Genomic DNA, 14,825 nt, shown 5'->3' on the forward strand with positions numbered 1-14,825 from the left:
GGATGACGGAAAAGATAAATGACCAAAGCCTTTACACCGGTCATTTTGTCCAGTTTCTGGCTGCCGGCTTCCTGTCCGTGGTGGTGTTGGTTGCCGCTTTCTTCAACTGGCAAGCACTGCACAAAGACTTCACTTATCAACTGGAAACCCGCGCCGATGAACTCAAGGCCGGTGCTGATCTGGCTTTTGCCAGCCAGCGCCAGCAACTACAGGCACTGGCCAGTCTGGTGGTGCTGGATCCGGAACTACAGCGCAGCGTGTTACAAGCCTGGGAAACCTGGCAACAGGAAGGTGAAAACCCTGCCGGACCGCTGACGCTCAAGATGCGTCAACAGTTGCAACTGCAACTTGAACCTCTCTGGGGTGAGTTACAACACAGCCTGGGTGTGGATCAATTGCAACTGCATTTTCCCGACTCCAGACAGCGCTTGCACGCTTACCTGCGCATGCATGCGCCGGATGCCTTTGGTGATGAACTCACCGACATTCGTCCAATGATTGTTGCAGTACTCAACAGCGGCAAACCCACCAGCGGTTTCGAGATTGGACGCCATGCCACGGCTGTTCGCGGTGCTGCCAGCCTACCCCTTCCATCCAGTGGTTATGCCGTTCTGGAGCTGGGCACTGGCTTTACACAGCTGCTGCTGCAACTGGATGAGCGTTTTTCCAGTGGTTTTGCCCTTTTGTTACACCGGCAACAGCTTAGCCACTTGCAAGTGCCTAACCAACTGCCAGAAGCAGGCTGCGACCTCTTTATCAGCGCCAGCTCCCGTACCAACCTTCAACCCCTGCGATCCCTACTGCAGGATTGCAACGCCATCGAGGCTGGCTGGACACTAAAATCCATAGATGGTATCAACCAGCTACTGGTCAGCACCCGTTTTGAACACCCGTCTGCACCCGACCACTCCGCCCTGGGTTTCATCTGGCAGGATGTGGATCACCTATACCAGGCACTCAAAAAATCCCAGTGGCAATTATTAAAAATCACATTGTTTGTCTGGCTGCTGATACAGCTTTCATTATTGCTGATACTGCATATCGCCAGCCGCAGCTTGCGCCAGCGCCTGCTGCTGGCCAGAGATGCATTGAAAGACTCCCACACCCGCCTGACCGCATTAACTGAGCATTTTCAAGCGGCGGTACTGCTGGAAAGCAGCCAACGCAAAGTGTTGCAGGTCAACCGGCTCTTCTGCCAGGAGTTTTCACCCCACTGCACACCGGAACAGATCAACAACAAATCCACCCAGCTATTGTTGCAGCAGGTTGCCCAACACTTCTCTGATCCCGAGGCATTTCTTGACAAGGTGACTGGCTTGCAGCTGCAGCACCGGGAAGTGACCCATGAAGAATTCGCTCGCAAGGATGGCCGAACCCTGGAGCTGGATTATGTGCCCATTCATCAGGATGGGCAGTTTTTTGGCCACCTGTGGGTTTTCAGGGACGTTACCCTCTATAAGCAACAACAAGAGGCCTTAAGCCACCTGGCCCGTACGGACAGTCTCACCAACCTGCCCAATCGCCGCTATTTCATGGAGCGCCTGCACGAAGAGTTGCACCGCTGCCGCCGCCTGAAAGAACCCGCCAGCGTGATCATGTTTGATATTGATCACTTCAAACGGGTCAACGACACCTGGGGACATGCCGTCGGGGATGAAGTGCTGCAGGAGCTGGCGCAGCGCACCCAGGACAGCCTGCGCGTCACTGATCTGGCTGGTCGCCTGGGTGGAGAGGAGTTTGCCCTGCTGTTACCGGGCAGTGATGAACAGGGCGCACAAGTGTTTGCCGAACGCCTGCGACGCAGCATTGCTGACGAACCTTTCAACACTGCTGCAGGGCCACTCGGCATCACCATCAGCCTGGGCATCAGCCGACTGCTGCCCAGCGACCCCATTCCAGACGAACCCTTGCAGCGAGCCGATGTTGCGCTTTACCAAGCCAAGGCAGCAGGACGCAATTGTTTCCGGGTCGCTGAAGAATAGGGCTTGTCAGCCTTCCTTACTGGATAAAAAACTGCCGGACAACTGCCCTTCCAGCTCAACATTAAAGCGTTCCGCTGATGCCATGTGTTCAGCCATCAACTGACGTACTTTCGCTGCATCACCGGCACGAAAAGCCTTGATCAACTCACGGTGATAAAACAGGTTTTCACGTGAAAAATCCACCTGCTCAGGCAACTCCACCTTTTTATAAATCACCAGATCCTTGATCAGGTCATTCAGAAAGCGACCGATAAAAGCCAGCAAGGGATCAGGACAGCGCTCCGCCAGCACCGAATGAAAATCCAGTTCCGCAATACGCTGCGCCAGCCGCTGCTCCAGATCTGCCGGTGGCTGGGCACACTGCTCCGTCAGTTGCTCCAGTTGCTGCAAATCCGCCTCAGTCAGACGATCCACCACCAATGCCGCCAATTCCGGCTCCACCAGTTTGCGCAAACGATAAATATCCGGACCGGTCGGGTGCTGAAAGTGCAGGTAGTTGCGAAGCAGCTGAGAGGCCAGTGGATAGGGCACCTGAGCCAGCATGGCACCGCCACCCGGACCGGTGCGCAGGGTAATCAATCCCTGCACCTCGAGGGATTTCAGCGCTTCGCGCACAGTGCCTTTGGAGCACTGAAACAGCTCCATCAACTCCTTTTCATTGGGCAGGCGATCACCCGGCTGCATGTCGCGTACCACCACCCAGCGCTTGACCGACTCCACAATCTGGTCAGAACGTTTTATCTTGCGTGGAGATATCAACCCATAAAAAGGATTGCTCATGGACTGCCTCTAAGCTGAACATCAAAATTGAATGCAATTATAGGGATAAATCAGGGCACTGGCGACGACCAGCCCCATACATCTACTACTTTTTTAACCTTGCCTGAGTTTACAACTTACTTTAATTTTGACCCTTTACGGAGGACACCGAATGGATCGCCAATACATGACCCTGGGTTACTACTCGGGTTTCGACAAACTCTTCAAACCGACCTTTGAAGTGCTGGACTATCTGAAAACCCCCGTCTGGGGTGATACCAAGCAAGTCCGGGAACTGGCCAGAGAAAAAATCATCAATGATGAAAATGACCTGGAGGGTCTGACTCGTTACCTGATCGAGCAGAACATTCTGCACTCCACCGGTCAGTTGATTGAAGGCATCAAGCTGGATCGTGCCTTGCGTGAACGCACTCATATTGAGTTGCCACTGCGTGATGACGAAAAACGCTTTGGCACTGCCTGGACCACCATCCACAAACTGGATGCTGCCAAAGGCCGTTTACGGCGCAGTGTGAAACTGCCGATCGGCACGTTTGAAGAAGGCACCCCGGTGATGGATATTCTGAAAGCCCTGAAACCTGCCTTTCAGCAGTTCGACATCGATATGGCACTGACTGACGGTGTCAACAAGATGCTGCTGGTACGTCGCGAAACCCTGCTGGAAGCATCCACTGACAATGCTTCACCGGCAGCTTGAAGGCGTTCATCCCTGAACGCCTGATTTCGGATCAGGCAGCGCCAGGCTGCCGCTCCATTCGCTGTTGCAACAGGTTAATCACCACCAGCAACAGGATCACACCAGCACCCACTGCTTCCATCCAGAATACCGGATAAAAAATCACCACCGTTGCGGCCATTAACACGGCTCGCATCCAGGTCTTCACCCAGGTGAACAGATACCCTTCAATGGATGCTGCAAAACCCAGCAGGGCAATGGTCAGCACAGCCCCTTTCCAGATCAGCAGCTGCATCGGACCACCGGTGATCAGCTCCGGGTTGAACACAAAAAACAGCGGGATCAGGTACAGCCCCTTGGCAAATTTCCAGGACTGCACACTGGTTTCCATGGTTTTACTACCGGCAATGGCTGCTGCTGCAAAAGCCGCCAGCGCCACCGGCGGTGTCACATTGGAATCCTGCGAATACCAGAACACCAGCAGGTGAGCCACCAGCAACGGCACACCAAACTCCACGGTCAGTGCCGGACCGACCAATACAATCAGCACGATGTAGCTGGCCGTGACCGGCAGACCCAACCCCAGAATCAGACTGGCCAGCGCCACCAGCAACACCGCCAGCAACAGGTTGCCACCGGAGAAGGCAATCATCATGGAAGAGAACTTCAGGCCCAGGCCTGTCAGCCCCACCACCGCCACCACAATACCGGCCACACCGCAGGCAATACTCACCGCCACCGCATTGCGTGCACCCAGTTCCAGGCCCAGCACCAAACGGTGTGTTCCATCCAGGGTTGCCTGCCACAACTCATGCTGCAGCGCCTTGCTGCCACCCTGAGCACGGCCACGCTGCCAGGCACGCCAGAGGCCATTCATGCCGGCAATCACGATGATACCCACCACCGCATAAAAGCCGACCCGCATCGGGGAATAACCCATCACCAACAGGTACACCAGCATGATCAATGGCACCAGAAAGTACCAGCCGCGCGCCATCACATCTTTCAGTTGCGGCAACTCACTGGCAGCCAGCCCTTTCATGCCCTGTTTCACTGCAATGATGTGCACAAACAGGTAAACGGTCGCAAAATACAGCAGCGCCGGAAACACACTGACCTTGATGATCTCGATGTAAGGCACCCGTGTGTATTCGGCAATCAGGAAGGCCCCGGCACCCATCAAAGGCGGCATGATCTGGCCACCGGTACTGGCTGCTGCTTCAATGCCACCGGCCTGGGCCGGTTTGTAGCCCAGCTTTTTCATCAGCGGAATGGTGAAGGCACCACTGGTCACCACATTGGCAATCGAACTGCCGGAAATCGACCCCATGCTGGCAGAAGCAATGACCGCAGCCTTGGCCGGGCCACCCCGTTGCCGCCCGGTGGCGGAAAACGCCAGATCAATGAAAAACTTGCCGGCACCGGTGACTTCCAGCATTGCGCCAAACAGCACAAAAATGAATACAAAGGTGGCCGCCACCCCCAGAGGAATGCCAAAGATACCTTCCTGCCCCAGATACATCTGGGCCGCCACCCGGTCCAGGGTATAACCCCGGTGGTTCAGCACCCCCGGTAACCACTCACCCAGCCAGGGCAACTCACCTCGTGGTCCGGCAAAGGCATACAGGAGTGCAATGATGCCAATCACTGTCAGCCCCATGCCCACTGCACGACGACTGGCCTCCAGCAACACCAGGGTGGTCATCACACCGACCCAGATATCCTCACGGGTCCAGAAACCGGCACGGGCAAAAATTTCATCCAGGTTATAAACCAGATAAAAACCCGAATAGGCCGCCATCATAAACAGCAGCAGATCAATGCCCCACAAAAACCAGCCGCGCTGCACATTACGAAAGGGTGGAAAAATCAGGAAAGCCAGCATCATCACCGCTGCCAGGTGAATGCTGCGCTGGAAAAACAGACCCAGCGGATTGATGCCTGCCGTGTACAGCTGAAACAGTGACAGACCAATGGCCAGTAAGGCGGTCAGCCCAACCAGCAGTTTTGGACCACTGCGGTCCAGCTTGATCTCAAAAGCCGATGCATCCGGGGTAACTTGCTTGCTCATGAAAAGCCACTCTGTATTAAATCCTGCCAGTCCACCTGTTATTACAGACCTTCCCTGCCCACATGGATAATGACCCGCTGCCCGGCAAACTGCTCACTCAGACTCACTTCACGATCCCGGTGGAGCAGCCGATGATTCACCTGCATGGCCCCCACCCTTAACACCATGCGATTACCGGGTATCGGTTCATCGATGTTGCTGATCAGGTAACCGCCTGCACCATCACTCTGCAGTTCACCATAACCCTGACGATGCCCCAGCCCTGCAGCAAAGTCAGGCTGATGGCTGGATGCCAGTAACCACTGCCCCTCAATCAGCACAAAACAGTCGGTGACTGCAAAACCGGCCACCGAATGATTCCACACCAGGCACCAGGATTCGTTTTCCTGCAGGGGTAAAAAAAAGCCTGGGGGCTGTCCTTCCGGAGTCACTGACAAACGGTAGGCTGCTTGTCCTGCTGATAAAAAAGGCGACAGGCACAGGAAGATTACCAGTGCTGTCGCCCGTTTCATGCTCTCAACACCTGTCAGCGGCTCAGACGATCCGGAATGGTGGCACCGGTTTCACGGTAATAACGCAGCGCACCGGGATGCAGCGGAATCGGCGTGGATGTCAGGCTGAACTCCACCGTGGTGTCATTGGCAGCCGAGTGAATGGCACGCAGTTCATCGACCTTTTCAAACAGCATTTTGGTGATCTGATAAGCCAGCTCGTCCGGCATCGCAGCATTCACCGCCAGTACGTTGGGGATGCCCACCGTCTGCACCGGCTGATTCACACCTTCATACAGACCCGCACGCAGGGTGTAAGGCGCAAATACCGGCTCAACCTTCATGGCATTTTCAATTTCCTGGGGTGTCAGGCTGATGATGCGAATGTTGCGGCTGTTGGCCAGGCTCAGAATCGAGCTGGTGGGCGGACCAACGCTCCAGAAACCGGCGTCAATGTCACCGTCACGCAATGCATCAGCTGTTTCGTTGAAGTTCAGGCGCTGGGCACGGATGTCACGCAGTGTGATGCCATTGGACTCCAGCAGGGTACGGGCATTCACCTCGGTGCCACTGCCCGGCGCCCCCAGCGAAACACGCTTGCCTTTCAGGTCCTGCAGGGAAGTGATGCCCGAGTCAGCCAAGGTCACCAACTGCACGGCATTGGAATAAATCGAACCCAGTGCCCGTACATCACGCACCTGGCGACCCTGGAAGGCACCCTGGCCGTGATAGGCCTGATACACAGAGTCAGCCAGTGCGATGGCCAGATCAGAATCCTGACGATGGATCAGGCCCATGTTTTCCACCGATGCACCGGTGACTTCCGCTACCCCGGTGTAACCACGAATATGGCGACCGATCATTTCACCCAGGCCGCCACCAATCGGGTAATAAACACCGCCGGTGCCGCCTGTGGCGATGGATAGGGTTTGTTGTGCCTGCACCGCTGGAACAGCCAGCAGTAGTGACAGGGATAGTGCTGAGATCAATCGACGCATCGTCTTTCTCCAGTTGTTGTTATTGGTATCGCACTTGGTTGCAGCAAGAAGCTCCGAAAAAACACTAGAGCAAAAATCCTTCCATGACCAGTCTTTTGCACAAGACTTGTATTTCCTGACCCATCATACAACAGCAAACGGAAGCTTTTGCCAGCATCGGCTTGCTTTTTCATATTTATTATAATAAATCTATTGGCAAGCACTTCCGCTGTCAAACTTCTTTGCATTCGAGGACCAGATCCCATGACTCCATTTCAATGGCAAGACCCCTTCCTGCTGGAACAGCAACTGACTGAAGACGAGCGCCAGGTGCGTGATGCCGCTCAGGCCTATTGCCAGGACAAGCTGCAAAGCCGTGTACTCAAAGCCTTCCGGGAAGAGTCCTTTGATCGTGAGATCATGAATGAAATGGGTGAAATGGGCCTGCTGGGCTGCACCGTTGCTGAACAATACGGTGGTGCAGGCATGGGGCACGTGGCTTATGGCCTGATTGCCCGTGAAGTGGAGCGGGTGGATTCCGGTTACCGCTCAGCCATGAGTGTACAGTCCTCACTGGTGATGTATCCGATTGAAGCCTACGGCAGCGAAGCCCAGAAACAGAAATACCTGCCGAAACTGGCCAGCGGTGAAATGGTGGGCTGTTTTGGTCTGACGGAACCGGACCATGGTTCCGACCCGGGTGGAATGCTCACCCGTGCGAAAAAAGCTGACGGCGGTTACCTGCTGACCGGTCAGAAAATGTGGATCACCAACAGCCCGATTGCTGACATTGCGGTGGTCTGGGCCAAATCCGAAGCGCATGACGGCAAGATCATGGGCTTTATTGTGGAGCGTGGCACTGAAGGTTTCAGCACGCCCAAAATTGAAGGCAAGGTCTCCCTGCGCGCTTCCATCACCGGTGAAATTGTGCTGGACAATGCCTTTGTACCGGAAGCAAACCTGCTGCCCAATGTCTCTGGCTTAAAAGGCCCCTTCGGCTGCCTGAACAAGGCCCGTTATGGCATTGCCTGGGGTGTACTGGGAGCTGCCGAATTCTGCTGGCATGCCGCACGCCAGTACACCCTGGATCGTAAACAGTTTGGTCGCCCGCTGGCGGCCAACCAGCTGATCCAGCTGAAGCTGGCCAACATGCAGACAGAAATCACCCTCGGCCTGCAAGCGGCACTGCAAGTCGGCCGCCTGATGGACAGCGGCAACTGGGCACCGGAAATGGTGTCACTGATCAAGCGCAACAACTGCGGCAAATCGCTGGATATTGCCCGTCTGGCGCGCGACATGCACGGTGGTAACGGCATTTCTGATGAGTACGGTGTGATCCGCCACATGGTGAACCTGGAAACGGTTAACACCTATGAAGGTACCCACGATGTGCACGCACTGATCCTGGGTCGTGCCCAGACTGATCTGCAGGCCTTTTTCTGATGACGGCCAAACCCCTGCAAGGCATCCGGGTGCTGGATCTGTCCCGCATCCTGGCAGGTCCCTGGTGCACCCAGCAGCTGGCTGATCTGGGTGCCGAGGTGATCAAGATTGAAAAACCCGGCAGCGGCGATGACACCCGCAGTTGGGGCCCACCCTGGCTGGAAGGTTCACAGGAGGCCGCTTATTACCTGTCGGCCAATCGTGGCAAACAGTCGGTGGCCATCGACCTTGCCCAGCCTGAAGGCCAGAAGCTGATCCATCAACTGGTGCAGCAATGTGATGTACTGGTGGAAAACTTCAAGGTGGGTGGTCTGAAAAAATACGGACTGGACTACGCCAGTCTGAAGCAGAAAAAGCCCGATCTGATTTACTGCTCCATCACCGGTTTTGGTCAGGATGGCCCCTATGCGCACCGCGCCGGTTATGACTTCATGATCCAGGGCATGGGCGGCGTAATGAGTCTGACCGGCGTTCCCGATGGTGAGGCTGGTGCCGGTCCAATGAAAATCGGCGTGGCCTTTGCTGATATTTTCACTGGGCTGTATGCCAGCAACGCCATACTGGCAGCACTCTACCAGCGCCAGCAAACCAGTGTCGGTACTCACATTGATCTGTCTTTACTGGATGTTCAGGTCGGCGTGCTGGCCAATCAGGCGCTGAATTACCTGACCTCCGGTGACGTGCCGCAACGACTGGGCAATGCCCATCCCAACATAGTGCCCTATCAGGCGTTTGCCACGGCTGATGGGCATTTGATTCTGGCGGTGGGTAATGATGGTCAGTTCCAGCGCTTCTGTCAGGTTGCCGGCTGCCCGGAACTGGCTGCAGATGAACGTTTTGCCAGCAACCGCCAGCGGGTGGCAAACCGCAACACCCTGCTGCCACTGCTGGAACCCCTGCTGCAACAACGCAGCACCGATGACTGGCTGAAAGCACTGGAAGCAGTGGGTGTGCCCTGCGGACCGATCAATCGCCTGGACCAGGTGTTTGCTGACCCACAAGTACAACACCGGGGTTTGCAACTGACCCTGCCCCACCCTCAGGCCGGTGAAGTGAAACTGGTCAGCAACCCGGTACGTTTTGATGGCAAGGCGTTGAATGCAGAAACCGCACCGCCACTCTTGGGTGAACACACAACGGATGTCGCCAGTCGGCTGCTGGGCTTAACGGCAGAAGAGCAGGAAGTTCTGAAAAACCAGGGTGTGCTTGGCTGAGATACTGCTGCTTAATACAATCCCATGGGCAGTAAGTGGCGGCTGTAGCTTTTGGGAGCCAGTATCCAGTCTTCCAGTTGTGGTACCGGCATCGGGCGCGCCAGGTAAAAGCCCTGCACTTCCTCACAGCCCAGGCTGATCAGCAAATCCAGTTGATCGGCCTGCTCCACACCTTCTGCCGTGACTTCCAGGCCCATGCGATGCGCCATGTTGATCACCGCCTGCACAATGGCAGCATCAGCCACATCCGTGGCCAGCTCATCAATGAAACCCTTGTCGATTTTCAAGGTGTTCACCGGCAGGTGTTTCAGGTAACCCAGCGAGGAATAACCGGCACCGAAGTCGTCAATGGCAATACTGATGCCCATCTCGCGCAACCGATTCAACATCGTGACACTTTCACCCAGATCCTGAATCATCAGGCTTTCGGTCACTTCCAGCTCCAGCCAGGCAGGGTCCAGGCCGGAATGCTCCAGACACTTGGCCACCACCCGGCACAGGTCCGCCTGTTGAAACTGACGCGCCGAGAGGTTTACGGACACCTTGAAGGGCGGTAAACCAGCTTCCTGCCAATGACTGGCCTGCATACAGGCAGTGTGCAGCACCCATTCACCCACCGAAGTGATCAGCCCCATTTCTTCGAGCTGTGGAATGAACTCGGCCGGTGACACCCGCGTGCCATCGACTTTTTTCCAGCGCAGCAAGGCCTCTACACCCCGCACACTGCCATCCACCAGACTGATTCTTGGTTGGTATTCCAGGAAAAACTCCTTGTGCAGCAAAGCCTGCCGTAACTGGTTTTCCATCTGGAAGCGATTCACTGCATCGCGGGTCAGTTCATCGGTGAAATAACAATAATCCTGACCACCAGCCTGCTTGGCGCGGTGCAGCGCAATGTCGGCATTGTTCAGCAGTTGATCAACACTGTCACCATCATGCGGATAGAGGGTGATACCAATGCTGGCACTGATATAGGTATCCATCTCGCCCAGATCAAAAGGTCGTTCCAGCTCATGAATGATCTTGTGGGCGGTATAAGCCGCAGCGCGGGCATTACGCGTCTGGTGCAGCAAAATCAGGAATTCATCACCACTGGAGCGAGCGATGGTGGCATTTTTGGGCAACAGGTTTGCCAGGCGCTCGGCAGTTTGTTTCAGCAGCTCATCACCCAGCTTGTTACCCAGGCTTTCATTGATGCTTTTAAAGCGGTCCAGCCCCAGGCACAGGAGGGCAAAGCTGTCTTCCGCCACTCGGGCATCCCGCAAACGCTGTTCCAGCCGTTCAGTCAGCAGGGCACGATTGGGCAAGCCGGTGAGAACATCATAGTGGGTGAGATAACTAAGCTGATCCTGCTGATCCAGCTGGCGAGTAATGTCTTTGCCGATACTGACAAAATAGGCGATCTGTCCCTGTTCATTACGTACCGGTGTCAGGGTTTTTTCTTCGTAAAAAAGCTCACCATCACGCTTGGCATTAATCACCAGTTCCTGAGCACTCTGACCGCTGACCAGTTGTTGCCAGATACGGGTAAAAAAAGCCTTTTCATGTCGCCCGGAATTCAACAACGACGGCCGCTGACCCAGCACTTCTTCCCGACCGTAACCGGTGCAGGCTTCCCAGGCCGGGTTAACATAAATGATATATCCCTCTGTATTGGTAACCAGCACCAGATCTGCCGTCTGCTCCACAATGGAAGTGAAAAGACGGTAGCTGTCCTGAAGGTGCAGGTGATAGTCGGGGGCTTTCAAAAATGCGGCGCTCCGGTTTTCACGGCGTTTAAAACGAGGAGAGTGTCACGACTGTTGCGTATAGGAATTGATGTATATCAACTTTATGCATTCTCAGCAATGCAACTTCAGCAGCAGAAGCTCACCCAGCTCAGCGCCATCAGGCCTTCAGCTCTTACGACCTAATGCCAGATCAGTCAGCAGCACCAGGGTTTCCCGGTAGGGTGAGGGAGGCAGCAACTCCAGACATGCCTTGGCTTTTTCCGAGCAAAGACGTGCCTGCTCGCGGGTGTAATCCAGCGCACCGGTTTTGCGTACAATCGCCAGCACCTGATCCAGTTGCTCCAGCCCGCCCTTGCGAATCGCCTGACGAATCAACAAGGCTTCGTCTTCAGTGCCCTGCTGCATGGCATAAATCAATGGCAGTGTCGGCTTGCCTTCGGCCAGATCATCACCAACGTTTTTGCCCATGGTGGCAGCATCACCTTCATAGTCCAGCAGGTCATCAATCAGCTGGAATGCCAGCCCCAGTTGTGCGCCATATTCACGCAAGGCTTCCTGCTGTTCAGGGGTGGCTTCCGCCAGCACCGCGGCGGTCTGGGTGGCACCTTCAAACAGCTTGGCGGTTTTGGCGTAAATCACCTGACGATACTGCTGTTCAGTGATCTTCGGATTGCGCACATTGGTCAGCTGCATCACCTCACCTTCCGCCAACACACAGGTGACCTTGGCAAGGATTTCCATGATGCGCATGGAGCCCACCCGCACCATCATTTCAAAGGAGCGGGAATAAAGAAAATCGCCCACCAGCACACAGGACTGGTTACTCCACTGACTGTTGGCAGTGGGTTTGCCACGGCGCAGGCTGGATTCATCCACCACATCATCATGCAACAGCGTGGAGGTGTGCATGAATTCGATCAAGGCAGCCAGCAACAGGTGTTTGTCACCCTGATAACCCAGCGCCCGTGCACTCAGCAACACCAGCAAAGGCCGCAGGCGTTTGCCGCCGCTATCAATGATGTGATGGGCAATTTTTTCCACCAGCGGAACCTGGGAGCTGCATTCACGGATGATCAGTTGATTAACCGCTTCAAAGTCATCAGCAACAACAGCATGAAGGGCAGAAGGACTGGTGGACATGGCAAGTGGTTCCTGAAAGCGGGTTACAAGGGCAAGCCGCATCCTAGCAGCCAGCCGGGGGGTGTCAAGCCTGGCAAGGCTTGACAATGTGCTGGAAGAGCTCCGCCAGAGGCACCGGCTTACCCACGCCATAACCCTGGGCATGATTCACACCCAGCGTTTTTAAGCGGGCAATCAGGCTTTCACCCTCAACAAACTCGGCAATGGTTTGCAGGCCCAATGAACGAGCCACGGCACAAGTCCCCTGAACCATTGCCTGATCCACAGCACTTTGCTCCAGATTGCGAATAAAGGCGCCATCAATTTTTAAATAATCAAACTCAAAAGCCTTCAGGTATTCAAAGGTTGCCAGGCCTGTACCAAAGTCATCCAGCGCCACGCTGCAACCCAGTGCACGCAAATCATGAATCTGTCGTGCTGCACGCTGAGTGCTTTGGATGCGTTCACTTTCAGTCACTTCAAAACTGATTTTTTCAGCAGGCACACCAGTCGCTTCCAGCACTGAACGAATATAAGGCACCAGCTCCAGGTCTGACAGGGACGCACCGGACAGGTTAATGGCACACTTGCGTGTTTGCGCCAGCCAGCCGGGATGATCGGCCAGGGTCTGCAGCGTATGCTGAACCACCCAGCGATCAATGTCCTGCATGTAACCAAAACGTTCTGCTGCCGGCAGGAATTCCACAGGGGGCAACAACTGCCCATCCACCGACATCATGCGCAGCAGAATTTCATAAGACTGCCCCGAGGCCTTGCCGCTCAGATCCAGAATCGGCTGGGCAAAAAGCCTCAGGCGCTTGTCCGGCAAGGCTTGTTTCAAAGCTTCAAACCGCTGACTCAATTGCTGGCGTTCAGCCATCAATCCCTGACTGGTATCTGCCACCAGTATCCGGCGTGATCGCTGCCTGGCTTGCAGGGTGGCCTGATGACAAGCGGCCAGATAACCCGCCGGTGTTGTGATGCTGCCATCCAGGGGCACCGCACCCAGACTGACACGAATGCGGGTTGATTGCCCGGCACTGACAAACACCTGGTCATTCAGGCGCGCATAGAGTTGATCCAGCAAATCATGCACCGCCAGACGATCAGCCAGACTCAGCACCAGCAGATAACGCCCCGGCCCCAGACGGGCCTGCTGCATGTCCGGGCGACGCAACTCACGCAACTGACTGGCTAACTGACGTTCCAGTCCATGTGCGCCCTCAAAACCCATCTGATCCGCCAGCTCTTCAAAGTCCAGCAAATCCACATCCACCAGCCACAGCTGTTTTGGCAGATCCGGTGCCTTTTTTTGCAGCAGGCCACTCAGATGCCGGACCAGCTCACGCTCATTATCCAGCCCGGTCAGGTAATCTTCCCGTGCCTGACGGCGAAACAACTGCAATAGCTGACTGCGCTCGGTATTCACCGCAGCAATCAACTGCGCCATGATCACCATACCCGCCACCTGGGTCAGCATTCGCACCAGACCCTGGAAGTCTTCAATCTGGGTCACACCGCCCCAGCCGCGCAGGGCAAAGGCCACAAACAGCGCCACAAACACCGGCAAGGCCAGCACCAGGGTTTCCGAGCGCGCCACCATCACCAGCCAGCACAGGAGCGGAAAAAAGGTATAAGCCAGCGCGGTGGCATAAAGCCGCTGCCCCTGACTTTCCAGCAGCAGGGTTAAACCAGCCGCCAGCAGTGAAAACACCAGCCACAACAGCAAACGGGGCTGCCGCAGGTCGGCCAGCAGACGCGAAACATAACGATGACGACTGCTCATCAACAGCAGCGCCAGCGGCGTGAACAGGATCACCCCCAGCGCCTCGAAACCCCAGTAGAGCAACCAGATGTCATGCAGGGCAAAAAGGTTATCCGGGTGGGTCAGCCAATAGCCCAGCGCACCGAACAGAGACACCAGACCACTGCCCACCAGTGCGCCACGCAGGTAAAGATTCAGTACAAAACGCAGTGTCAGGCCACGACTGCGCAGCGGTGTGCCCAACTGGATCAATCGCGCAGCAAACACTGAACCCAGCAACATGCCCGTACAAAACAGCAGTGCAAACAGCCAGGGCGCCTGCTGCAGGAACAACGACCAGATCAGCAGCGCCGGTGCAGCCGCCAGTAAGGAACGCCAGCCATACACCAGCAAGGCACCCAGCAGAATGCCCGCCGGCGGCCAGATCACCGACAGGGTCTGCTCGGGCAGGGTAAAAAAGCGTGAGGACTCGGCACTGACCAACAGCAACAACGCCAGGGTCAGCAACACCCACAGACTGGCATGACGCCGGGGCCGCAAACGGACTCTGGACACCAGTCGAAGCATCATCCCTGAA

General features: G+C 55.6%; 11 protein-coding genes. 4 read left to right on the top strand and 7 right to left on the bottom strand.

The genetic code is table 11. The features are described from left to right. Positions 1–2: 2 nt before the first annotated feature. Entirely contained in the window at positions 3–1,982 is a 1,980-nt protein-coding gene (locus BT114_RS09990) for a sensor domain-containing diguanylate cyclase (RefSeq protein ID WP_072326327.1), read from the top strand. A 6-nt stretch (positions 1,983–1,988) separates the two neighbouring features. Here BT114_RS09990 and BT114_RS09995 read toward each other — a convergent pair whose 3' ends face one another. Next, positions 1,989–2,762 (bottom strand): FadR/GntR family transcriptional regulator, encoded by a 774-nt coding sequence (locus BT114_RS09995; protein ID WP_072326328.1) that lies wholly within the window; start codon positions 2,760–2,762, stop codon positions 1,989–1,991. Positions 2,763–2,913: 151 nt separating this feature from the next. Between BT114_RS09995 and BT114_RS10000 the strand changes: the two genes are divergently transcribed. Then, positions 2,914–3,459 (top strand): hypothetical protein, encoded by a 546-nt coding sequence (locus BT114_RS10000; RefSeq protein ID WP_072326329.1) that lies wholly within the window; start codon positions 2,914–2,916, stop codon positions 3,457–3,459. A gap of 31 nt (positions 3,460–3,490) precedes the next feature. Here BT114_RS10000 and BT114_RS10005 read toward each other — a convergent pair whose 3' ends face one another. The 3 genes from BT114_RS10005 to BT114_RS10015 are packed head-to-tail and all read right to left on the bottom strand — an operon-like array spanning position 3,491 to position 6,998. Then, complete coding sequence (locus BT114_RS10005) at positions 3,491–5,509, bottom strand: TRAP transporter permease (protein ID WP_072326330.1); 2,019 nt, start codon at positions 5,507–5,509, stop codon at positions 3,491–3,493. A 41-nt stretch (positions 5,510–5,550) separates the two neighbouring features. Continuing rightward, the gene (locus BT114_RS10010) at positions 5,551–6,021 is read right to left on the bottom strand and encodes a DUF1850 domain-containing protein (protein ID WP_072326331.1); all 471 of its coding nucleotides are present in this window, start codon (positions 6,019–6,021) and stop codon (positions 5,551–5,553) included. A 14-nt stretch (positions 6,022–6,035) separates the two neighbouring features. Beyond that, positions 6,036–6,998 carry a TAXI family TRAP transporter solute-binding subunit gene (locus BT114_RS10015; protein ID WP_072326332.1) on the bottom strand — a complete coding sequence of 321 codons (963 nt, stop codon included), beginning with the start codon at positions 6,996–6,998 and terminating at the stop codon, positions 6,036–6,038. A gap of 243 nt (positions 6,999–7,241) precedes the next feature. Between BT114_RS10015 and BT114_RS10020 the strand changes: the two genes are divergently transcribed. Continuing rightward, positions 7,242–8,420, top strand: a complete 1,179-nt coding sequence (locus BT114_RS10020) for an acyl-CoA dehydrogenase (RefSeq protein ID WP_072326333.1) — start codon at positions 7,242–7,244, stop codon at positions 8,418–8,420. Continuing rightward, on the top strand, positions 8,420–9,634 hold the full coding sequence (locus BT114_RS10025; protein ID WP_177247079.1) for a CaiB/BaiF CoA transferase family protein: 1,215 nt from the start codon (positions 8,420–8,422) through the stop codon (positions 9,632–9,634). The genes BT114_RS10020 and BT114_RS10025 overlap by 1 nt, the downstream gene beginning before the upstream one ends. 11 nt (positions 9,635–9,645) lie before the next feature. On the opposite strand, the gene BT114_RS10030 is transcribed toward BT114_RS10025, so the two are convergent. From BT114_RS10030 to BT114_RS10040, 3 genes are all read right to left on the bottom strand, one after another. Further along, the gene (locus BT114_RS10030) at positions 9,646–11,382 is read right to left on the bottom strand and encodes a putative bifunctional diguanylate cyclase/phosphodiesterase (protein WP_072326335.1); all 1,737 of its coding nucleotides are present in this window, start codon (positions 11,380–11,382) and stop codon (positions 9,646–9,648) included. 147 nt (positions 11,383–11,529) lie between these two features. After that, positions 11,530–12,504 (bottom strand): polyprenyl synthetase family protein, encoded by a 975-nt coding sequence (locus BT114_RS10035; RefSeq protein WP_072326481.1) that lies wholly within the window; start codon positions 12,502–12,504, stop codon positions 11,530–11,532. Between the two features lie 64 nt (positions 12,505–12,568). Continuing rightward, the gene (locus BT114_RS10040; protein WP_177247080.1) at positions 12,569–14,818 is read right to left on the bottom strand and encodes a sensor domain-containing phosphodiesterase; all 2,250 of its coding nucleotides are present in this window, start codon (positions 14,816–14,818) and stop codon (positions 12,569–12,571) included. Positions 14,819–14,825: the final 7 nt, after the last annotated feature.

The organism is Marinospirillum alkaliphilum DSM 21637 (assembly GCF_900119735.1).
Classification (GTDB): Bacteria; Pseudomonadota; Gammaproteobacteria; order Pseudomonadales; family Halomonadaceae; genus Marinospirillum; species Marinospirillum alkaliphilum.